Below are 21,092 nucleotides of genomic sequence, written 5' to 3'. Positions count from 1 at the left end.
GTATATGGAGTTCCGGTTCTTCCGCTTCAGCCGATTGAACAGTCGGCGGTTCCTCCGAATTGTCTTTGAAATGTGCGTTCAGAGCCTCTCTTTGGCGGCTCTCTATCTGCGCGTTCGCGGAAGCGAGCGCCGAATATAGTTCGTCCGGCGCTCCTTGCCGCCGTTTTTCTGTTCTTCTTCTCCGTTCGTAGAGAAAATCGCGTATACGATGAACGCCGCCGCCAAAATAGCTGAAAACGCAGCACGCTTGCCGTATGGCCGGTTCTTCTTCGGCGACGCGCCGGCGTAATCGGGCGCTTCGGTTCCGTAGACCTTATCTTCGTTCTTCTCCATGAGCCTCTATTTCCCCACTTCGGCGCGCTCAGCGCCGCTTCTCCGTTCGTTGAGATAATCCTCGAAGGTGTACCCGTCCTTGTTTTTCCCTTCCGCCGCAGCGCCTGCTGCGTTTCCGCCCATTGCGGAATCTATCGAGTTCATAAGCGAGAGCGGGAACGGGTATTTCCTGCCGGACTGTGAAGGCTGAACCGCCGCTTTCTTAAGCTCTGTTTTCCGATCCTCTCTCTTCAGGTCCGCCGTCCGACGCGGCTTTCTTTCTGTCTTTCTGAACGCGCGAAATCACGGCGCTTTTCGCGCCTTTGCCGCTGCCCGAAGTCAGTATCCCTTTTTCCACGACATAATCTATTACGTAGGTGTTCCCCATAAGCCTGTAGTTGACTATCTCTTTCGACTTTCCCCGCAGCAGCATGAAGACGGGAGCTTCTGTCGAAGCGAGGGCTTCTGGAAATACTATGTAAGTCTTATGCCCGTCGTTGTAGATGCGAGTAGGAAGCCACGGAATATTTTTGTTCTTCGCCGTTACCTCGTAGCCGGCGTCTACCGTCCCGCCTGTTTCCGGCCTTTTGTGCGGCGGGGTGAAGCCTTCGTCTTCACCGCGCGCAAGCACCCGCGCAAGGAATTTATTCCACTCCGTATCGTCGGAGTCATATGGATACGAGAAGGCTATGTGCGGAATGTGCCGCCCGGCGCTGCTCACAAGTTCCATGTGGTAGGTCCGCCTGTCTGTATGGACGACGAGGTTGGTGCTTATGTCCGGCATCGAGGGTTTTATCATTATATGGAATGTCAGTGTGTCGCCCTTGCCGGAGGTTGACGGCATTATCTGCCAGTTCACCCCGTCCCCTATAAACGGAGGATTCGTTATGACCTCTCCGCGTTCGAGCTCGACGTCGGTTATGCGCAGCGGCTTGCAGAGTATCCGCGGCACGGTTGTGCCGAAGGCGTAGACGATGGTACCGCCGCGTCCCATCTGCGGCGGAGGCGAACTTTTCCCTGACGAGTAATTCCGGTGCAGCTCATATGCCGCCTTGTCTATCTCCCTCGGCGGTACGGATTCTTTTACCGTTCCGTATATCTCCTCAAATACGACCTCGTCAGCCGCCTTTTCCGCGCAGAGCGCCGGAGACTGAACGAAGAGCATCGCTGCTACTGTGAATATCGCGGCACATCTTTTCATCTGTATCTTCCTTTCATTTAACTGTAATTCGGAGTCATCGAATACTCGACGATGTAGATACCGAGCGGGTTGCGTATTACGGAGCGCATTTCTTTCACCGGCGACATGCCTACTGTGAAAAGTCCGCTCCACTCGGAGCTTTCCTGCGGAGTCCCGTTCTGGCTTACCGTTTCGCGCCACTGGGCGCGCCAGGTGTCTTTCGAAATCGGCAGGACGCTCAGGACTTCTACCGTCTTTGTCCGCAGCGCAGCCGTTTCCTTGAACGGATCGTTGTCTTTATAAAACGCGTTCGTCGCGGCGAGCGCCTGCGAGCCCTCCGGGATGGAGGCGTAAACCCAGCGCATATAGTTCTTCTGCGCGCCGGAGTCGGATACTACCGTGCGCAGCCTTTCCACGAACGTCCCCACCCTCGCTATGATTATCCGTTCGTCTATCTGTGGCAGTACTTCCGCAGGCTTCACCGCTATCTCGTATCCATGTTCGTCCACCTGGACTATGTACGGGACGACGCGGTTCTGCGAGGCGACAGCGGCAAATCCAGCAGCCAGCGCGATATTTGCGGCGAGCAGTCCGAAGGCTATGAGCCGCCACGCGTCAGCCGTCTTCTTCATGTTTCGGAAAATGTCTTTCGTGTGTTCTTTTGCTTTTAGGATATTCATGACTTATCTCCATCTTCGGTCTTTTCCTGAGCGTTTTCGTTCGATGGAGGCGACACCCTGCCGCCGGACGGCGCTCCTGTTATGTTGTTGTACGAAGGCTGCGCCGGACCGTCCGGAGCTTTGGGACTACCGTTGCCGCGCAGCGTCTTCATCCCAGCGCTCCTGACGAGCTGCTGCAAACCTCCCTGGCTTCCGGCGTAGCCGCCGAGCGCCGCCCCTTTCAAGACAGAGGCGACTCCGCCTGCGCCGCCTCCGGCGGCGGAATTGCGGAAGCCGCCGAGCGCCGCTCCTCCCGCTATTCCGGCACCTGCCGCAGCCGCGCCAGCTATCATTGCAGCCGCTCCGGCGACGCCTGGAAGCGAAGCGCCGCCCATGCCGCCTGACGCGCCGCTTACGACGCCGGAAACATAGCCGGGAAGCGTTTTGAGGCAGCCTGCGAATATGATTGCAGCGGCTGTGAGCGAGAAGGTGACGGCGAATACATTGTCGTCCGTTATCCCGTTGTCGCTCCAGTCGGCGATCGTCCGGAATATGTCGCCCCCGACGCTTGCTAAGACGTACATAACAAAAAGCTCCATACCCGCGATGAAAGCGGAGCGCAGCGCGTTTATAGCAATGTCTTTCGTATACTGGTTTCCGCCGAAGCCTAGGAAGAATACCGTAACCGAGGTAGTGAGATATATGCGGCACAACGTTATCACAATGGAGAGCGAGGCTAGCGCGAAGGACAGCAGTATGACTATCGTGCAGAGACCGCCTATGATTATCGCTCCTAGCGAAGTTACTGGGGAAAATAGCGAACAGTGCTCGTTTATCTGCTTCCAAAGTATCGCGGCGACCTCGACGCCCATAGACAATATGTCGTTGAAGTTCGTCACTCCTGTGAGACTGACTCCCATGCTCTCTATACCGTCCACTATGACTCTCAGAATGTTGTCTCCCCCTGTCAGCGGCGTCGGTACGAGCAGCAGATAGAAGAAAGCTATGTGCAGCGACTGACGCGCCACGCAGGCGACGACTGACTGGAACGTCCCGGAACCGCCGAGCATTTCCATTCCTACGGCCCAGCTTATCTGGATGAGCGCAAGGAAATAGAAAAGAAGCTTTGCTCCGCCTATGAGCCTCGCCTCTATGCCGCTGTCCGTAACCGCACTTTCAAATGAATTTATGACGGCCTGCACCGGCTCAAGGGGCGCTGCAAGCGACGGAGCCTGAAGCGCGGCCAGGCAGATGATCGCAGCTAAAGCTAAACGACGGTACATGATTATTCGCCCCGCCTCTTGTACTCGAGGCCGACGCCTCCGAGCGTTGTCTTCTGATCCCGGTAGAAACGCTCTCCCGCCTCAATCTCTTCTATCCGGCGCTGGCGCTCTTCAAGCATGAGTATCGAGAGCGTGCTCACGTCTGTGCGAGATTTGACGAGCTGTTCTATCGTCATGAGTCCTATTTCATTTTGTATCTGCTGAGCCTGCATCGGAGTTTCCGCACTGTAATTGCGCTCGTACATCTTCTGAAGGCTGCTTATGTCGTCTTCCTGCTGCTTCGCTGTTTCTGTGACTGCGTTCGCAGCTGACTGCGCCGTGGCTTTCGAGGAATCTCGACGTTCTTCCGCCGTTGTGCCGGAGGTCTCGGATTTTTCAAATGCGTCGGAAAGCGCGCGTCCGAAGTTTACCCCGTCGCGGTAGAGGCCGGTCGCAGCGTTTACAGCGCGGGATAAGCTTTCGAACTGTCCTTCAGTGAGAGTGGTTATCCTGTCCGTCAGCCGCATCCCCTGGCGCACAAGTTCTTCTACCTGACGCACCTGATAGCTTATTTGCTTTACCTGGTTCGCCACCTGTTCGTATTCCTGCCCCAGGATATTGACAAGCTCCGTGTTATTGGCAAGCTGCGTCATCTCAGTGGCCCCGCCCATAGGTCCGCCGCCTCCTGCAAACGAAGGGAATGGAAGCATAGAGAGGAATATAGAAAGGATCAGAATCCGGCGCTTCATATTCTCGACTCCCTTGCGAGCTTTCGCCAATATCCGGCCCAGTCTTCCGAGCCTTTTTCTTCGAGCCAGTAGGGCGGCCACTCTTTGCCGTGTCCGGCTATAAGCTCGTCTATACGCTTGAGTTCGTCGGGACCGGACGACGCAAGAAAGGCCAGCGCCACGTCGCCTAGGTCTAGGCGGAACATACGCCGTCCGTTGGGAGAGATGTAGAAATAGTCTCTCTTGGGCGTAGAATTTGCGACTGCCGAAATCTCAGCGCTGTTTAGATGAAGCTGACGCACGTATATGTCGCGCATAGCGTCGCTTTTAGCGGCGGGGTTCGGGAGCAGTATCTTGGTCGGACAGCTGTCGAAGACGCTCGAGGCTATTTCAGAGCGCGCGATGTCTTCAAGGCTCTGAGTCGCGAGTATCACTGCGGCGTTCGCTTTTCTGAGCACCTTCAGCCACTCGCGTAGCTTTTCGGCAAAAAGCGGCGTGGAGAGCGCAACCCACGCTTCATCGACTATTATGAGAGTCGGCCTTCCATCGGCCCTCCGCTCTATTTCGTGGAACAGGTGCAGAAGTGCCGGTGTATAGACTTTCTCTCCGCGCTGCATAAGCTCGCCTATCTCAAACGCCGTAACCTTAGAATAGGTTATCCCGCTCTCGGTACCGTCGAGATACTGCCCGTAGACGCCGCCGTGCGTGTATATTTCAAGCGCGTCTTTTACGTGCTCGTCCTGTATGTCTATGTGCAGAGCAGTCAGGGAACGTTCGCTCGCGTCGCGCGTCGCCGACTGCATGACGCGGAGCGCGCCGGCTACGATCCTGCGGCGTTCCGGCGTCATTTCTCCGCCGTTCAGCGCAACGAGAGTCTCTATAAACTCCATGGCCCATGTGACATCCGACTGCGCGGAGAGCGAGGCAAGCGGACAAAGCGGCGGGGAATCGTCTCCTCCCAAGTTGTAAAAGACCGAGCCGTTCATCGCCGATATGAGCGGGAACATGCTGCGTCCCTTGTCGAATACGAATATCTGCGAGCCGGGATAACGGTCGAACTGCGCGGCGATCGCGGCGAGCAGCGTAGACTTTCCGGCCCCCGTAGGGCCGAGTATGAGAGTGTGGCCGACGTCTCCGACGTGCAGATGGAGCCTGAATGGGTTGTCGCCGTAGGCGACGGCCTGCATGAGCGCCGGCGAGCGTTCCGGGTAGAAGCGGCACGGGTTATATTTCAGCCCCGCCCACATCGAACTCAGAGATACGAAATGGCAGATGTTCAGAGAGTGGACGAGGTGCTTCCTGACGTTTTCATAGCCGTGTCCCGGTAGGCTGCCGATGAAAGCTTCTACAGCGTTGCGCCTTTCTATACGGACGCTGAAAAATATCTCTTCTATAGCGCGTTTGAAGGCAGCGGCGGTTTCGTCAAGCTCTTTCTCGGAAAATGCGCGTAGGATCACGACTCCAGTGTAGTGCCCAAAGGATACTAGCCCTTCGTTCAGGAGCTGGAGCGCGTCGTTCGCGTCGTTGGACTGGCGCTGCGCGTCTTTGTCTATCTTCGTTGTAGGTTTGCCCGAGATTTGCGCAAGAAGCGGTATCGTCTTCAGAGCCCACTTGCTGTGTATCTTCGAGATATAGGAATGCGCCGCGCGGAAATCCATAGGGATAAAGCGTGTGGACCATCTGTATTCGCACCTCATGCGCCCAAGCACGTCGAGCACGGAGGGCTCCGACTGCTGCGGGAAACCGTCTATGGAAAGAACGGCGACATATTCGTCGTCTAAGATAAGAGGATCTCCTACTGTCATGTCGCGGGCAAAGAGCGCAGACAGGTTCAACGGCGTTTCCGGCATACACATCGAACGGCGGCCCGTGACGCATAGATTGAGCATGCTCAAAAGTTTTTCGCCGTGCAGCGGCTCTATTCGGAATATTGCGGAGAGCGAGTTCATGAAGTCGCCGAAGTCGTTCTCGAAGGACTCGAGCCAAGCATCGACGGCGAAGTCCCGTTCTGCGCCGGTTCCGGTGAAGAACGCAGCTGCTTTTCTCAAAAGCGTCGATTTCTCCATGACTGGAGGTTCCCACGTAAGAAAGATATAATTTTCCGTCTCGTAGTGACTTCCGAAGTTTTTGAATTGCAGCTCACGTTCTGTATCTATTATCTTCGTGACGAGCTCGGAAAACTCGCCCTTTGGATAAGCCGTCGTCCGTACACGCACCGTCTCGAAGTGCAGCATATAGCCGCCTCCGAGATGTTTCAGAGCGTTGTTCGCTACGGCGGCGACGGACTGTTTTTCCTCCGCCGGAACTGCGTCCAGGTCGGCCCCTATATAACGGAAGCCAGAAAGCAGACAGCCGTCTTTCATGAGCACGACATTATCCGATATGAGCGCTTCGTAGCGTATAAGCGATTCAAACGATTCGGCGCGCATTCTCTCACCATCTTTTATATTCCGGCAGATCTTCCCAGATACGCCCGCAGGCAGGATAAAAACGTCTGTAGCGCACGCTGCGGTTGAAAACCTGTCTCATGTAAGGATCTTTTTTCGCCATGCGCAGCAGTATGTTCTGCCCGATAAACCATACGGCTGCGGCGTATGCCACGTTCGCGTAATTCATCTCCATTATCCCGGACGGGCCGCCGAGGACGAGCGCGAGAGCCACTAAAGCAAAGTAGAGCTCGCGGTCGCAGCCCATGAAAAGCTGCGGACGCACGAGGCTCTGATGGATTACCGTCCTTTCCATAGCGCCTAGAAGATGAGGCTGCCGCTTACGCCGAGCTTGTCGAGCCAGCTCTTCGCGAAGCAGAAAACGCTTATCCCGAGAAACAGCCAGCTGAGCCTGCTTCCCCATGAGGCGAAGTCTATCCCCTGCATGGCGAGGCCTCCGATGCCGACGACTAGGCATATTATGGCCAGGTTCCTAGCGATCGGGCCGCTTAATGACTCCGCTATCTTTTCAAGTATCGTTTCCCCTTCCCATCCGATGGCGGTACCTGCTAAAGAAGGCGAGGCTGCTATAACAAGCAGCACTACTGCGCAGAAGAATACGAATAAAACGCTGCGGTATGAGATGTTGTCGTTTACCATATATATTTCAATCCTTTCTCTTTTCTACGACGGAGGTCTGGTATGCGCCGTCGATGTCTAGGCCGGATACTTCAAGCACTTCCGATACGACCGGACCTATCCGCCTGTCTTTCTGCACGTGGACGACGAGGTTCACGGCATCTGCAATTAGGCTCCTGATAAATGGGAGCGTCATGCCGGAGATGTTCGACTCGAGAATGAGCGTTTCAAGGCGTGAGAGCGCGGACGTGGCGGAATTTGCGTGTATCGTGCATATTCCGCCTGGATGTCCGGTGTTCCACGCCTTGAGCAGCTCCATCGCCTCAGCGCCGCGCGTCTCGCCGAGGATTATCCTGTCAGGACGCATCCGCAGGTTCGCGGCGAGCAGAGCGCTTGCGCAGGCGTTGTCCGTTATGCGTTCGAAGACTGCGTTTCTGTTGACGATTTGGAGTTCCGGAGTGTCCTCCATTACGGCTATTCGGTCGTCCGGGCAGAGCCTCCCTATCTCTGCAAGCAGAGCGGACGAAAGAGTCGTCTTGCCTGAACCGGTGCCGCCGGATACGATTATGTTCCGCCGTTCCGATACGGCTTTTTGCAGGAGCCGGTATATCCGCTCCGCCATTCTCTCCGGTACGTAGTCGAGCAGATCGAGCACGACTTTTCTGCCGCACCTTATTGAAAACACGGGAGCCGTCGTAACCGGTTCTATCATCGCCTGAAAGCGCTGTCCGCCCGGGAGGTTCGCCGAGAGCAGCGGCTTTTTCTCATTGACCGTCGTGTGCTTGTATGCCGCTACCGAGCCTATGATGAGCATGGCTCTTTCTCTCGCCATCACGACGCCGGTTCTCGACATTCCTTCCCCCATACGATCTATCCAAACCGTCCCATCTTGGTTGAGCATGATTTCCGTGACGCTTTCGTCGTCAAGGAACGCAGTTATCTCCGCCCCTAGTTCTCGCGCTATCTTTTCCCCTGCGCTCTTCATCCACATATCGTCGCGCATAACGTTTTTCCTCCGTCGATTTTCGTAAAGGCATAAAAAAACGGCGCGCCTCCGGCAGCGTGCCGTTATTTAAAACAGAAAAGCAGAATACGCGCCCTATGCCTAACGGCTGCGCATCCTCTTTACAGCAAATGGAGCGAAGGCGATTATGGCGAGTCCAGCGAATCCTGCGTTGCATCCGCCTGAACCTCCGCTATTCCCTCCGGACGGAGAAGTCGGCACGCCGTCCGACGCTGACGAAGCTTCAAAGTCGTAGGTAACGACGGAGTTTTCTGTTGCAAGCTCCATCGTTGACGCAGGACGTCCTGTGTATATGACTTCGGGAACGGTTGTGGATTCTACCGTCGCTATAACAGTGTCTTTCGTTATGACTTCGCCTTCAGCATTTGTGTTGCCTATTGCAAATGTAGCCCTGTCTGTTCCGACTTTGCTTCCTATCTCAGTCCAGCCTGCGGGAGTGTTTACCGTAAGTCCGTCTTCGTTCGCGGTGCAGGAGACGGATAGCTGGAGCATTGTAATAGGCTTTGTATCTTCCGTAAGGCTTATGTTGTATTTGCCCTCTTCTTCAGACGGAGTGACGTTGATTATGGAGTATTTCGGCGCGCTGTATGAGCGTCCGTTTATCACATTCGCTGATGATGCCGCCGATGCGACGCTTTTGACGGACGCCAATGACGTGGTTCTCATAAGCGCGTTCGCAGACTGAGCGGCGGCAGGATTTACTCCGCCTGGGTTGAGCATGTCGAAGCCTTCTTTGAGATAGCGCGGCGTTGATGTGCCTTGAATTACGTTGTTGAAGGCGAATACGTCGAGCTGGTCTACAGCGTCGTCGTTGTTGATGTCTCCGGTCTTGTTGACGCCCTCAACGTACTGCGGAGGCCAGTTGATAAGCTGACTTAAGAGTGTAAAGTCAGTGCCGTCGATAAGATTGTCGCTGTTGAGGTCGCCTTCGACGAGCTTGAAGACTGTAGAGGTAAAGTCGGAGGTAAGCTCGTCCGCCCCTTCGACGCCGGAGATGAGGCTGGAGGCGCGTTTGAAGCCGACTCTGTATATCTTGCCAGCTATGCGCTCCATGCGGATCTGTACTTCGCCTTCAGCGGTGGAGGTCACGCCGGGGTATGATACATAGTTTGAGTCGTCCGCCTGCCAGTAGAGGGCGGAGAGAGTAGTCGCGTGCGATCCGTCCTTCGGATATTCAAGCTCAATCTTCGCCTTTATATCGCGTTTAGTCTGATCGCCCTCGCCGCCGGAGGTTTCGCTGTCCGAGTTGATGTGTACCGTTTCAGTCTCGTCAGAATCGGGATTGTCATAGCCGGTCTGGTATATGACTGTATTGTCTTCGTCTGCCGGAATCGTTATTTCGCAGTCTACGCCAGTTTCGTCTGAACCTTCGCTGTTGCGGATTGCTTTAAAGGTCAGAGTGATGAACTGCGTCTCTGAATCTATGGGAATGGAGACCGGCGTCACCTGCGTGTCAGGCGAAGCCTTGTCCAGAGTCATGTGGAACTCGCCGCCTACGACGTAGTAATCCGTGATAGATAGGCCGCTTGAAGAGATTGCGGATGCAAGCTGCGGCGCGTTGACCATTTCGAGGTCGTCGGCGGGGAAAGTGAGTTTGAACATCGCGCCGGTGAGCTTATATTCTCCCGCGTCGGCGGAGTAATCCACTCCTGGTGCTGCGGCTGACTTTATTGTCACTGTAGCGTTGAATATGTCGCCGCGCGATACGCTTTCCGGCACGGTAAGCGTATACACAGGCACCGCGGTCGCGGCGAACGCTGTTTGTGCGGCGAAAATTGTTAGTGAAACAATGAGCAGTGCGAGTCTTTTGATTCTGTACATTTTGTTTACCTCTTTTCTTTGTTTTTTTGACCTGCAAGGTAAAATCCGGGAATTAAAGCGATAAGCGCCAGTGCTCCGTATCCTGCCGCGTTACATCCGCCGCCACCTCCTCCATGCTGCACAACATCGCCTGAAGTTGGTTCTTCAGGGATTTCTGGAGCTTTGAGAGTCGTGTATATGGACATGAGGCCGATAACGTGGCCGTTCGTGTGTCCGTCTATGTCGTATGGGCTCCCGTCTCCTATGAAATAAACGAGCCTGTACATGTGGTACGGATCTATAACGCCGGAGACCATGCGGTTCCAGCGGTCCATGAGGATAAATGTGCCGCTGCGAATTTCACCGAGGTTAGATACGTATGAGAACCGCGTCGGAGTATGGTCAGCCTTATAGACGTAGAACAGGATGTCTTCAGGCTTCTCGACCTTGAGATAACCGCCTTCCATTTCGAAGCCTCCGGCTAATACCGTTCCATTGTCTATATCAGCCGTGACGACCGGCAGACCGAGTATGTCGGAAGAGAGTACCGTCGTGTCTCCTGCGGCAAGCAGCTCGGCTGTGCCGACTACGTAGTCCATGCCGTCAACAGTGAGGTCTTCCGGTTCGGTGTAGACCATCTCTCCGGCTACTCTTTCAAGCGCAGCATAGCGGTCGTCGCTTGTGGCATCGCTTGTTACGAGCGTAGCCTCCGGCTTGACGCAGATAAGCGTTAAATCTTCCGGAGTTCCGGTCGTCGGGAGTATGGGCTTAATGGGGCGAATAGGCCGCCACTTTGAATCTTCATTGCCGTAGCCGGCTGAGGTTATTGTGACCGTACAGGTTACTGTGAATCCGCCGTCGGCTGTCGTTCCGGTTATCGTGGCACTACCGGCGGCAATGGCCGTAACAAGGCCGCCGGCGCTTACTTCTGCGACCTCTGGATTGCTTGAATTCCACGTTATAGCTTTGTTGGTGGCGTTTTCCGGTTCGAATGTGACGACAAGCTGGTGCGCCTCGTTTTCTTCAAGCGTCAAAGATTCCGATGATATAGAAACGCCTGTCACCGGTATTTCTTTCTCCTGCACCGTAACAGTGCATGTCGCGGTGTGGCCGCCCTGTACCGTCGTCGCCGTAATGACGGACGAGCCTTCAGCGACCGCCGTTACGAGTCCGTTGCCGTCTACCGTCGCGGCAGACGTGTCGGACGAAGACCATGTAACCGATTTATTCGTCGCGTCCGCCGGAAACGGCGAAGCCGTAAGCTGCAATGTGTCTCCTGTCGCAAGCCCGCGCTCCGTCACGTCGAGCGAAACACCGAACAGCAGCTTATCGTAGCCTTGCGGAGTTGCGACTTCCATTGCGGTATGCGCCTGGCCGTCGTATGCGATTTCAAGCGGTGTCGACGTATTGATCGTCGCTATCTTTCCGGCGGGGAAGACCTCGCCGCCGCTTGTAAGATTGCCCATTGCCCATGTTGTGCGCTCCGAAGTGATGGACTTCGCGCCGCCGAGTATCATCCAGCTGTCGCTTGGCATTGTCACGTCGAAGTCTTCCGTTACTGTGCCGTTGATTGCGATCTGGAAGGTCGTGATGCTCGGCGTATCTTCGTTGAGCACGAGGTCGTAGACGCCTGAGCCCTTGTCGATTAGCTCGAGCATTGGCTTGTCAGGCGTCGCGGAGTATGCGGCGACGAAGGTCACGATAACGGCGAGCGCGGTGAAAAGAGCCGCGAACAAAATTTTTCTCACTTATTATTCCCCCTTGTGAACGATTTGAATGAACGGAATACGACTAACGGAACAACGACAAATAATCCTGCGGTTGCGACTCCTGCATTGCAGCCTGACGACCCGCCGCTTGAGACTGCGCTGTCGGTGTCTGCGGCGTTTTTGCCGGATTCCATAGAAACAGCTTCTACGCCCTCTTCCGCAGCAAGCAGCATAGTCGTGTCGTTTGCACCATATTTCACGCAGGGCGTATCCGACGCGGCGACTGTGACGAAAGGTTCCCCGGACGGTATCGTATCGCCTCCCTCTTTATCCGTTCCTATAGCCATAACCGTTCTGCCGTCCTCGATATGTGATCCCAGAAGCTTGAACCCGTCAGGAGCGGAATATGACGCGTCTGATATATTTCCTTCCAAGGACAGCTGGAACATATTGATCGAATCCGACGGTTCGCTTAGAGAAACTTCGTAACGCCCGTCTTCCGCCCTGTTTATTGCAATAATGCTTTTAGCCGGAGCGGCGGCGCTCTTTTTCGGCGATTCTCCATCATGGAAGTCATGTATCGCGTAGCCGCAGGACATAAAACGCTGCGCGCCGGTATGCGTTATTGGGCTGTTGAAAAGCAGGAGGTCGAGGTCGTCTACTGCGCCGTCGTAGTTCATGTCTCCAACGAGGCCGTATTGCGTTTCCCCGCCGCCGTATAACTTGCGCTGAACGAGCAGCGCCCAATCTGCGCCGTCTATTACGTTGTCCGAGTTGAAATCGCCTTCGACCATATAAAGTGGTGTGCTGGAAACGTCTTCCGTATCCGGTTCAACCGTCATGCCTGATATAAGCGTGTTGAGAAGGGAGACTCCGAGACGGCAGCCAGACGGAGACGATGGAATGGAGGCGTCCATTTCTCCGTTTCCGCCTATCATAGTTCCTGGGTATTCAATGGCGTTGCCGGCGGACTTAAAATGCACCGTGCCGAATGCAGGATATTCTCCGCTTTCGGTAACGAGTTTCAGCCTGACGAGATTCATAGTGTTAGTAACTACAAGAAGTGTCGTGGCTGTAAATCTGCCGTCTTCTGTCGTTGCGGTAATTTCTGCTCCGCCTGGCGAGATAGGAGTAACAATTCCCGTCGCCTCGTCTATCCATGCGACGGCGGCATCTGACGACTGCCACGTTACTGTCTTGTTTGTGGCGTCCGGCGGAGTGAGTGTGTAGCCGAGCCTTGTTTCGTTCCCGACTCCGACGCTCGATGATGTGTCGTTGAATTGGATTCCAGTAACCGGCACGTTTACGACGACGCTGCACTTAGCTGAGTAGCTTCCGTCTTCCGTTGTAGCTGTAACGACTGCCGTTCCGCCGCCTACGGCTGTGACGGTTCCATCCTGTGATACTTCGGCGATTGCATCGTCGGTCGAACTCCATACGACTTTTTTATTCGTCGCGTCTGGCGGAGTCACCGTTGCGGTAAGCTGCTGAGTCTCACCTTTATTCAGCTCAATACTGGATGACGAAATAGATATTCCAGATACCGGCGTTTTCACCGTCACTTTACAGGTGTCCGTATAGCCGCCTGAAGAGGTTTTCGCTGTTATTACAGCAGTCCCGTCCGATACTGCGGTCACCAAGCCGGATGAATTGACTGAAGCGACACCTGGATTATCCGACGTCCACGTCACAGATTTGTTGGTAGCGGAGGACGGCGCAACTACAGCGGAAAGCTGCTTCGTTTCGCCTTTATTAAGGACCGCCGATTCAGGCGTGACGGTTACGCCGCTTGCGGGCGTCGTTACTGTGACGGTGCAGGTTCTGCTTATACTCGGCTTGTCCGCAGATTTGACGGTTATTATAGTTGTCCCGTTAGCCACCCCTGTGACCTTTCCACTGGAGGACACCGTGGCCACGTTTGCATTGCTGCTGCTCCACACAACGCTTTTGTTCTGGGCGTCTGCCGGAGAGACAGTTGCGCTGAGATTCGCCGAACTGCCAGGCGCCAGAGAGAGCGAGGAACGTGAGATAGAAATGCCTGTTACCTGCACGGCGTATGAGACAGCGACTAGCCCGTCGCCTGCATAGGAAGTGTAGTTTGTGCTTTCCGATTGAGAATGATAGACTGCAGCCCCGCTGCCGCAAGCCGTTGCATATGATGAACTCACGGCAAACGCTCCGTTGACCCAGTTGAACTGGAGCCCAGGTTTCCATGAAGCGCCGCCTCCAGCCGTTATATGCCCCCCCGATGCGTTTTGGACATAGGTACGTCCCCCTGCCGTACCGTCGACGCCAGATCCTGCGTTGTTAATAACGCCGCTGATCCGCACGGCTCCGCCGACTCCGCCGCCGCTTCCTCCCGAAGCGCCGGCCGCCGATGTTGTTGCGCCTTTGCCGCCCGCGGCAGTGCCATACTGTTGTCCGTTGTAAATTACATAGCTTGCACCGCCGTTTTCGCCCCATGAGCCCGCTTTGCCGACGACGATTGTAAGTGTTTTATTGCTCCCAATATTTATTACAGTGTTCTGTACGACAGCCCCGCCTCCGCCGCCGTAAACAGCTTTAGTTGAAAGATAGCCTGAATGGCTCGGGCCGCCGCCGGCTCCGACGCAGGTGACTTTTACTTTGTCGACATACGACGGCAAAGTAAGTGTATACTGACTGTCGCTTACACGCAGGCTTTTATAGGTCCCAGCCTTGACGCCGTAAGTGGCGGCAGGATCATGGACGATGTTAACGGGTTCGGCGGCGAGCGCCATATACGCTGGCATGCAGCATGTGCATATGGCTGCAATGAGAGCAGCGTATGCCCTTCGCGCAATCATAAGCACATCCTGTACAGCCTCAATTCGTAACTGAAGTAACGCGCAAATCCGCTTTTTGTACATAGGCTGAGAATTATTTTCTTGCATCTGCCTCGCTCCTTCTCATAGTGTTTAGCTATTTTCTTTACACAGACGTTGCAATGCTTTACGTCAATCTGCTATAATCTGCAACAGAAAGAAAGATATTGCTTAACATTAGCAGAAAATCAAGAGCTATGTTAAGTATTTACTTTTCATAATATGTTTTTATGCTTTGCTTTGTCAAGGCCTTTTATATACTATATATAAAATTGTGCTGTGTATCGTAATGAACGGTTTAAGCAGCAAGCGGATTTTAAAATATGGGGGGATATGTATGACTATTCAAGACATACTTGCCGGAGAATCTAAATATATCGAATTCAAGGAAAGCCTCCCTGAAAAAAGCATAAAGTACATGAAGACCGTGGTCGCCTTTGCCAACGGAATCGGAGGCAGGATCATTTTCGGCATCGCTGACGAGACACACGAAGTAGTAGGCATTGCCAATGACGTGGTCTTCAAAATGATGGATACCATAGCCAACGCTATATCGGATAGCTGCGAACCAGCTATTATTCCTGATATCACATTGCAAACGATAGAGGAGAAAACAATAATTTGTGTAGAAATCAGCGAAGGCAGGCAACGTCCATATTATATTAAAGCTCTTGGAAAAGAAAAGGGCGTCTATGTACGTATTGGAGCAACCACCCGCCAGGCGGATGAATCAATTGTGCGCGAACTTTCTTTTGAAGGGAACAACGTATGTTTCGATAAAATGCCTTGCAGGGGGCTGCAAATATCAGAATCTGACATCCAAAGATTATGCAAGTCTATGAAAGGTGAAGCGCAAAAGAACGCGCGCAGCGACGAGTTCAGGGAAAGCATCAAAAGCGTAGGCATCCAACAGCTGCTGTCGTGGGGCGTGCTTATAGAACAAAATGGAAACCTTTACCCAACTAACGCTTACGCTATCCTTACCGGCTGCGATATATTGCCTACAGCAATACAGTGCGCACTTTTTAAAGGGACGACCAAAGCTATTTTTGTTGACAGGCGCGAATATAATGGGCCTATTTGGGAACAGATAGAACAAGCATATCTATTCGTGTTGAGAAACATCCATTTAGGCGCGACGTTAAAAGGGATTTACCGGCAGGACATATATGAAATCCCTCCAGACGCCATACGTGAGCTTATCATCAACGCTGTCGTTCATCGCAGCTATTTAGATCACGGAAATATTCAGATTGCAATCTATGACGACCGTCTTGAAGTTCTTTCGCCAGGCAAACTGCCTATGGGACAAACATTGGAACGTATGAAACAAGGCTATTCAAGAATCAGGAATGAAGCTCTTGCTTCTGCTTTCTCCTATATGAACTTAATCGAACATTGGGGAAGCGGCATTCCGCGTATCATTGAAATAATCAATACGGCAGGGCTTCGCCCCCCAGAATTTATCGGCGGAGATATAGACTTAAAGGTCAACATATATAGGGATCAAAGCGCAAGGGCGGCAGATAATACAGCCGCTCATGAACCCAATGACCTCATAAATGACCCCGTAGATCCCAATCGAGATCCCAATAATACCGGTGACCACAATCCACATAATTACAAGAACCATAGGGGCAAAGATGACAGAGAGGGACGGTTGTTAGAGATTATCAGAAGTAATCCAAGTATTACACAAAAAGATATTGCCCGGCTTTTGTCTGTCTCTGCGGTCACGGTGAAGCGCACCTTAGCTGAAATGCAAAAACGCGGCGTTGTGGCCCGGGTAGGTTCTAACCGCAGCGGGAAGTGGCTTGTCAAAAACAACATGTAGTTTTCGACATAACACATATAGATAATTTCCGGAAAGGGCGGCGATTGAAATAAACACGAGAAAAAGACGGCTTATAGAATTGAATTGGGCTTTGATAGAGCGGCAAATGAAGAAAAAGCATTTCACCCAGATTTCACTGGCGAAGGAGATGGGAATCTCGCGCGCAACGATTTCCGGGTGGAAGAGCAATTTATATACGCCGACCGACGAACGGCTTGAAGAACTGTGCCGTATTCTTGATATCGACGATTCTGAGATATTTATGCAGCCGGCAAGCGCAGCGCCGAAATCAAACATAGACGCACGTACCGAATTGCTTGCGGCCATGCTCGCCTTGTCCAAACTGGAAGACACTATCGCCGCAGACACCGGATATGTATTTTTCAGCCCGGAGGAAGCCGAAGCATTGTCCTTAAAGGCAGGAGAACTGAGAAGGCTCGTGTTCAAAGTCTACTCGAATAAGGAGGCAGCGGAAAAATAAAAACCGCATGGAATAACAGTTACTGATGAATTTCTTGATTTTCTCCATATAATCCATTATTGTGGGATTATGAGGTGAGGATATGATAAAAACGACTGTGATGCTTGTGGAAAGCCTGTGAGGTTACTCTAAGCCGCTGTCAAATATTTCAAGGATGGCGGCGAGCGGCGCGATTGCTCCAACTATAAAGGGTCTATATGAGACAAACAGGAAAACTACAGCATATCTGCTTGCATACAGTATTTGTGGCCCGTCTTACATATAGTTTGAATATGCCTTATCTTTTACGGCTTGATTCCGGAGGCTGTGAGAATCGTTATTTGCGCGACGTTTGAGAAGAAAAAATAAAAGTTTTTAATACCCTATTCGGGAAATTTGTACATCGCGACGTCCTGTCTATGGCGTTTCCGTTTGGGGTATGGGGCATGAAAGAGGGTGATTACTTCTGCATACGTTAGGAGATTCCAAGATCTATAAACATGGTGCTAATGCTGAACTTTAGCTGGCTATTGGTTCATTATGGGAGCATGAAGATACCATTGCATGGATCAACAAGTATAAAATTTTCTGCGTCAAAGCGAGAGAAAGAGATTGCAAGAAAATCAAAAATCGGAGGCAAAATTAGAGATAACTGACATAAAAAGTTCACTCAGTTAAGGAGAGGGAAGATGGTAAAAAATTTGGAAATTCGACTCTGCATACGCTCAGCATACGGCACTAAAAAAGGGCTTCCGGTAAAGTCCCGAAAACCCTTGATATTACTGGTGGAGCTGAGGCGATTTGAACGCCCGACCCCTTCCGTGCGAGGGAAGTGCTCTCCCGCTGAGCTACAGCCCCATTGTGCGAGAAAAATGGAGCGGAAAACGGGACTCGAACCCGCGACCTACGGCTTGGAAGGCCATCGCTCTACCAACTGAGCTATTTCCGCCCGCAACGCAGAGTATATTATCACCCATGCGCAGAATCGTCAAGCAAAAATTTTCGCCGTTTCAAACATTTTTTGCCGGAGCCGACGCGCATACGGTCCGGTGGGTGTTTGTATGGCGTTTGCGTCGCGTCGCCGTCATTCTCTCCGGTTTAACCGCCGGCCGCCCTTACTAGGCGGTCTTTCAGCGCTAGGCCGATGCCGCGTTCTTCGGGGATTTCGGCGTAGATTGCGGAGACGCCGCTTTTTTCGAGCGCGCGCATCGCGCGGAAGAGCTCACGCGCGTATTCCGCGTCGTCGCGGAATTTTATTTTTTTCGCCGGATTTCCGGCGGGCTCGGAGACGCCCATCCACGCCCAGTTCTCGGCGTCCGCAGGGATTTCGTCCGGCGCGGCGAGTATAAGCGGGACGTTCGGCGCGTAGTGACGGTAGCGCGTGCCTGGCGAGCGTTTGATTATCGTCTGGTCCTGCGGCAGGAGGACTTCTTCTCCGAGCTCGGCCTCTATATTCTCTTTGGCGAGGCCGCCGGGGCGCAGGAGGACGGCGTGTTCGCCGGTCATGTCTATGACGGTCGATTCCACGCCGAAGCGCGTCTCTCCGCCGTCTATTACGAGCGGGATTTTATCGCCGACGTCGCGGCGCACGGTCTCGGCGTCGGTCGGGCTGGGGCGTCCGCTGATGTTCGCGCTCGGCGCGGCTATCGGAAGGTTGGAGAATTTTATGAGCGCGAGCGCGATCGCTGCGTCGGGCATGCGCACAGCCGCAGTCGGCAGGCCGCCGCGCGTGCGCGACGGGATTACCTCCCTCGCGGGAAGGACTATCGAAAGCGGGCCGGGCCAGAATTTTTCCATGAGCATGCGCGCGCGCCAGTTGAGCTCGACGAGCCCCTCCGTCATCTCTATCGACGATACGTGCAGGATGAGCGGGTTGTCCGACGGGCGGCCCTTGGTCTCGTATATGCGGCGCACGGCCTCCGCGTCGAGCGCGTTCGCACCGAGACCGTAAACCGTTTCGGTCGGGAAGGCGACGAGGCCGCCGGACTTTATGATTTCCGCGCCGCGCCTCACGATTTTGAGCTGCTCGGGCGCGAGCGCCGATATCTTATTTTCCACGCGCGCATCGACGTTCGAGGCCGCGGCTTCGATTCCCCTCCCTGACACTGTTTTTACCTCTCCGCCGTCAGTCATTGAGATACGCGCCTTCCATGAAGTTTTCCATAAAATTGCGCCGGAAGGCCGGGAAGCGGCCTTCGATTATCGCGCGGCGTGCCTCCTTGACGAGGTTGACGAGGAAGTAAAGGTTGTGCCAGCTGCAGAGCCGCGCCGAGAGTATCTCGCCCGCCATGTAGAGGTGGCGCAGGTAGGCGCGCGTGAAGTTTCGGCAGACGTAGCAGCCGCACTGCGGGTCTACGGGCGTGAAGTCGCGCGCGAAGGCGAGGTTCTTTATATTCATTTTGCCGAAGCGCGTCAGGAGCTGCCCGTTGCGCCCGTTGCGCGTCGGCAGCACGCAGTCGAACATGTCTATGCCGCGCGCTATGCCCTCGACCAAATTCGTCGGGAAGCCGACCCCCATAAGGTAGCGCGGTTTGTTCTGCGGCATATGCGGCGCGAGCGCGTCGAGTATGCGGTACATCTCGGCGTGGCTTTCGCCGACCGAGAGGCCTCCGATGCCGTAGCCGGGGAAATTTATCTCTTCGAGCCGCTCTATGCACTCGATGCGCTGTTCTTCGTAGAGCGCGCCCTGCACTATGCCGAAGAGCGCCTGGTCCGGACGGCTGTGAAAGTCATGGCAGCGGCGCGCCCAGCGTATCGTGCGCTCCATCGCCTCGCGCGAATACTCGGGCGTGGTGGGCAGCGAAACGCATTCGTCGAATGCCATCGCTATGTCGCTTCCGAGCTTCTGCTGTATCGTCATGGAATCTTCGGGGCGCATAAAATGGCGGCTTCCGTCTATGTGCGAGCGGAACTCCACGCCGTCGTCGCCTATCTTGTTGAGCTTAGCGAGCGAGAATACCTGAAAGCCGCCGCTGTCGGTCAGTATCGGGCGCTTCCAGTTCATGAAGCGGTGCAGGCCGCCCGCCTCATCGACTAAATCTTCGCCCGGGCGCATGTGCAGGTGGTAGGTGTTGCCGAGTATTATCTGCGCGCCGAGGCCTTCGAGCTCGTCGGGCGTCATAGCCTTGACGGTCGCCTGTGTGCCGACGGGCATGAATACCGGCGTTTCGATAACGCCGTGCGGCGTGACGAACTCCCCGGCCCGCGCGCCGGTCTCGGGGCACCGGGCTATAAGTCTATACTCGAACATTGCGCGCCTCCAGTCTGAACACTCTTTCGACGTTCTCCTTCACGGCCGCCGCGAACTCCTCCATCGGGACGCCCTTCAGCATCGAGACGTATTCGTAAACCTCGCGGACGTGGAACGGCTCGTTGGTCTTTCCGCGGAAGCCCTGCGGCGCAAGGTAAGGCGAGTCGGTCTCGCAGAGAATCCTGTCGAGCGGCACGGCCATCGCGGCCTCGCGCAGCGCGGTGTTCTTCGGATAGGTCACCGGCCCCGCGAACGAAATGTAGAACCCCAGCTCAAGCGCCGCCTCAGCGTCGCGCATGGAGCCGGAGAAGCAATGTATGACACCGCCTATCTTATCCGCGCCGTGCTCGCGCAGTATCGCGATCAGTTCGCCGTTCGCGTCGCCTTCGCTTCTCTCCTTCGCGTCGCGCACGTGGATGACGACCGGCTTTTTTATCTCCTTTGCAAGTTCAAGCTGTTCGTGAAGGACGCGGCGCTGCGTGTCGCGCGGCGAGATGTCGTAGAAATAATCAAGCCCTATCTCCCCCACGGCGACGGCGCGCGGCTCAAGCGCCAGCTCGCGGATTTCGTCCAGGTACGACGGCGACGCCGCCGCGGCCTCGTGCGGGTGTACGCCTGCAAGCGCGTAAATCTCCGGCCCCGCAGTCTGCGCGCGCGCAAGCTCCGCAGCCTCGCGGCTCGTCGCGGCGTCGGCCGACGCGAATATCATGCGCTTCACCTCCGCGCCCGCGGCGCGCTCAAAGACGCCGCCGAGGCCGTCGGGGTAATACTCTTTATTCAGATGACAATGGCTGTCTATCAAAAACATCGCAAAAATTCCCTTTCGCCGCAAAATTTACATCAGCCGTAACATTATACATCATCGGCGGAACGCCCGCCGCCGATGCGATGTTTTTACCGAAGCGTTACGCTTTTCGCGCGCTTCGCGTTACCTTGCCTTATTACAATGATTTTGAACAAACGACG

The 21,092-nt window shown here is 54.4% G+C and carries 18 protein-coding genes and 2 tRNA genes; 2 read left to right on the top strand and 18 right to left on the bottom strand.

Going from position 1 to position 21,092, the window contains the following annotated elements; all coding sequences use genetic code 11:
• Window positions 1-102 precede the first annotated feature (102 nt).
• From ABGT66_RS06280 to ABGT66_RS06220, 13 genes are all read right to left on the bottom strand, one after another.
• Entirely contained in the window at window positions 103-333 is a 231-nt protein-coding gene (locus ABGT66_RS06280) for a hypothetical protein (protein WP_346689568.1), read from the bottom strand.
• A gap of 6 nt (window positions 334-339) precedes the next feature.
• The gene (locus ABGT66_RS06275) at window positions 340-477 is read right to left on the bottom strand and encodes a hypothetical protein (RefSeq protein ID WP_346689567.1); all 138 of its coding nucleotides are present in this window, start codon (window positions 475-477) and stop codon (window positions 340-342) included.
• A gap of 58 nt (window positions 478-535) precedes the next feature.
• Window positions 536-1,513 carry a P-type conjugative transfer protein TrbG gene (gene trbG / locus ABGT66_RS06270; RefSeq protein WP_346689566.1) on the bottom strand — a complete coding sequence of 326 codons (978 nt, stop codon included), beginning with the start codon at window positions 1,511-1,513 and terminating at the stop codon, window positions 536-538.
• A gap of 17 nt (window positions 1,514-1,530) precedes the next feature.
• Entirely contained in the window at window positions 1,531-2,172 is a 642-nt protein-coding gene (locus tag ABGT66_RS06265) for a type IV secretion system protein (protein ID WP_346689564.1), read from the bottom strand.
• Window positions 2,169-3,434, bottom strand: a complete 1,266-nt coding sequence (locus ABGT66_RS06260; protein ID WP_346689563.1) for a type IV secretion system protein — start codon at window positions 3,432-3,434, stop codon at window positions 2,169-2,171. The genes ABGT66_RS06265 and ABGT66_RS06260 overlap by 4 nt, the downstream gene beginning before the upstream one ends.
• 2 nt (window positions 3,435-3,436) lie before the next feature.
• Window positions 3,437-4,084 carry a hypothetical protein gene (locus ABGT66_RS06255; RefSeq protein WP_346689562.1) on the bottom strand — a complete coding sequence of 216 codons (648 nt, stop codon included), beginning with the start codon at window positions 4,082-4,084 and terminating at the stop codon, window positions 3,437-3,439.
• 74 nt (window positions 4,085-4,158) lie between these two features.
• On the bottom strand, window positions 4,159-6,570 hold the full coding sequence (locus tag ABGT66_RS06250; RefSeq protein ID WP_346689560.1) for a hypothetical protein: 2,412 nt from the start codon (window positions 6,568-6,570) through the stop codon (window positions 4,159-4,161).
• A gap of 4 nt (window positions 6,571-6,574) precedes the next feature.
• Entirely contained in the window at window positions 6,575-6,883 is a 309-nt protein-coding gene (gene trbD / locus ABGT66_RS06245; RefSeq protein WP_346689558.1) for a conjugal transfer protein TrbD, read from the bottom strand.
• A 5-nt stretch (window positions 6,884-6,888) separates the two neighbouring features.
• Complete coding sequence (locus ABGT66_RS06240) at window positions 6,889-7,227, bottom strand: TrbC/VirB2 family protein (protein ID WP_300260855.1); 339 nt, start codon at window positions 7,225-7,227, stop codon at window positions 6,889-6,891.
• 7 nt (window positions 7,228-7,234) lie between these two features.
• Complete coding sequence (trbB, locus tag ABGT66_RS06235) at window positions 7,235-8,209, bottom strand: P-type conjugative transfer ATPase TrbB (RefSeq protein ID WP_346689556.1); 975 nt, start codon at window positions 8,207-8,209, stop codon at window positions 7,235-7,237.
• A 102-nt stretch (window positions 8,210-8,311) separates the two neighbouring features.
• The gene (locus ABGT66_RS06230) at window positions 8,312-9,907 is read right to left on the bottom strand and encodes a dockerin type I domain-containing protein (protein ID WP_346689554.1); all 1,596 of its coding nucleotides are present in this window, start codon (window positions 9,905-9,907) and stop codon (window positions 8,312-8,314) included.
• Between the two features lie 149 nt (window positions 9,908-10,056).
• Window positions 10,057-11,778: an Ig domain-containing protein gene (locus ABGT66_RS06225; protein WP_346689553.1), complete on the bottom strand. Its 1,722-nt coding sequence runs from the start codon at window positions 11,776-11,778 to the stop codon at window positions 10,057-10,059.
• Window positions 11,775-14,498, bottom strand: a complete 2,724-nt coding sequence (locus tag ABGT66_RS06220) for an Ig-like domain-containing protein (RefSeq protein WP_346689552.1) — start codon at window positions 14,496-14,498, stop codon at window positions 11,775-11,777. The genes ABGT66_RS06225 and ABGT66_RS06220 overlap by 4 nt, the downstream gene beginning before the upstream one ends.
• Before the next feature lie 421 nt (window positions 14,499-14,919).
• Here ABGT66_RS06220 and ABGT66_RS06215 point away from each other — a divergent pair, with 421 nt between their 5' ends.
• Both ABGT66_RS06215 and ABGT66_RS06210 read left to right on the top strand, forming a co-directional pair.
• The gene (locus tag ABGT66_RS06215) at window positions 14,920-16,416 is read left to right on the top strand and encodes an RNA-binding domain-containing protein (protein ID WP_346689550.1); all 1,497 of its coding nucleotides are present in this window, start codon (window positions 14,920-14,922) and stop codon (window positions 16,414-16,416) included.
• Between the two features lie 106 nt (window positions 16,417-16,522).
• Window positions 16,523-16,897: a helix-turn-helix transcriptional regulator gene (locus tag ABGT66_RS06210; protein ID WP_346689549.1), complete on the top strand. Its 375-nt coding sequence runs from the start codon at window positions 16,523-16,525 to the stop codon at window positions 16,895-16,897.
• A gap of 762 nt (window positions 16,898-17,659) precedes the next feature.
• Here ABGT66_RS06210 and ABGT66_RS06205 read toward each other — a convergent pair.
• From ABGT66_RS06205 to ABGT66_RS06185, 5 genes are all read right to left on the bottom strand, one after another.
• Window positions 17,660-17,734: transfer RNA gene (locus ABGT66_RS06205), tRNA-Ala, on the bottom strand.
• Between the two features lie 15 nt (window positions 17,735-17,749).
• A tRNA-Gly gene (locus ABGT66_RS06200) sits at window positions 17,750-17,825 on the bottom strand.
• A 149-nt stretch (window positions 17,826-17,974) separates the two neighbouring features.
• Window positions 17,975-18,982 carry an L-threonylcarbamoyladenylate synthase gene (locus ABGT66_RS06195; protein WP_346689547.1) on the bottom strand — a complete coding sequence of 336 codons (1,008 nt, stop codon included), beginning with the start codon at window positions 18,980-18,982 and terminating at the stop codon, window positions 17,975-17,977.
• 19 nt (window positions 18,983-19,001) lie between these two features.
• The gene (gene tgt / locus ABGT66_RS06190; protein WP_346689546.1) at window positions 19,002-20,126 is read right to left on the bottom strand and encodes a tRNA guanosine(34) transglycosylase Tgt; all 1,125 of its coding nucleotides are present in this window, start codon (window positions 20,124-20,126) and stop codon (window positions 19,002-19,004) included.
• Complete coding sequence (locus ABGT66_RS06185; RefSeq protein ID WP_346689545.1) at window positions 20,113-20,934, bottom strand: TatD family hydrolase; 822 nt, start codon at window positions 20,932-20,934, stop codon at window positions 20,113-20,115. Before ABGT66_RS06185 ends, tgt begins: the two co-directional genes overlap by 14 nt.
• Window positions 20,935-21,092 lie beyond the last annotated feature (158 nt).

Source organism: uncultured Cloacibacillus sp. (assembly GCF_963926575.1).
Classification (GTDB): domain Bacteria; phylum Synergistota; class Synergistia; order Synergistales; family Synergistaceae; genus Caccocola; species Caccocola faecigallinarum.
Note: the sequence above shows the minus strand (reverse complement) of the source record. Positions and strands in the feature narration are given on the sequence as shown.

Bases quoted from the DNA above. Each gene is read 5' to 3' on its own strand.
- ABGT66_RS06265 (WP_346689564.1), bottom strand. From the start codon at position 2,172: ATGAATATCCTAAAAGCAAAAGAACACACGAAAGACATTTTCCGAAAC.
- ABGT66_RS06275 (WP_346689567.1), bottom strand. From the start codon at position 477: ATGAACTCGATAGATTCCGCAATGGGCGGAAACGCAGCAGGCGCTGCG.
- ABGT66_RS06185 (WP_346689545.1), bottom strand. From the start codon at position 20,934: ATGTTTTTGATAGACAGCCATTGTCATCTGAATAAAGAGTATTACCCC.
- ABGT66_RS06220 (WP_346689552.1), bottom strand. From the start codon at position 14,498: ATGGCGCTCGCCGCCGAACCCGTTAACATCGTCCATGATCCTGCCGCC.
- ABGT66_RS06260 (WP_346689563.1), bottom strand. From the start codon at position 3,434: ATGTACCGTCGTTTAGCTTTAGCTGCGATCATCTGCCTGGCCGCGCTT.
- trbG (WP_346689566.1), bottom strand. From the start codon at position 1,513: ATGAAAAGATGTGCCGCGATATTCACAGTAGCAGCGATGCTCTTCGTT.
- ABGT66_RS06210 (WP_346689549.1), top strand. From the start codon at position 16,523: ATGAAGAAAAAGCATTTCACCCAGATTTCACTGGCGAAGGAGATGGGA.
- trbB (WP_346689556.1), bottom strand. From the start codon at position 8,209: ATGCGCGACGATATGTGGATGAAGAGCGCAGGGGAAAAGATAGCGCGA.
- ABGT66_RS06255 (WP_346689562.1), bottom strand. From the start codon at position 4,084: ATGGGCGGGGCCACTGAGATGACGCAGCTTGCCAATAACACGGAGCTT.
- trbD (WP_346689558.1), bottom strand. From the start codon at position 6,883: ATGGAAAGGACGGTAATCCATCAGAGCCTCGTGCGTCCGCAGCTTTTC.
- ABGT66_RS06250 (WP_346689560.1), bottom strand. From the start codon at position 6,570: ATGCGCGCCGAATCGTTTGAATCGCTTATACGCTACGAAGCGCTCATA.
- ABGT66_RS06280 (WP_346689568.1), bottom strand. From the start codon at position 333: ATGGAGAAGAACGAAGATAAGGTCTACGGAACCGAAGCGCCCGATTAC.
- ABGT66_RS06215 (WP_346689550.1), top strand. From the start codon at position 14,920: ATGACTATTCAAGACATACTTGCCGGAGAATCTAAATATATCGAATTC.
- tgt (WP_346689546.1), bottom strand. From the start codon at position 20,126: ATGTTCGAGTATAGACTTATAGCCCGGTGCCCCGAGACCGGCGCGCGG.
- ABGT66_RS06240 (WP_300260855.1), bottom strand. From the start codon at position 7,227: ATGGTAAACGACAACATCTCATACCGCAGCGTTTTATTCGTATTCTTC.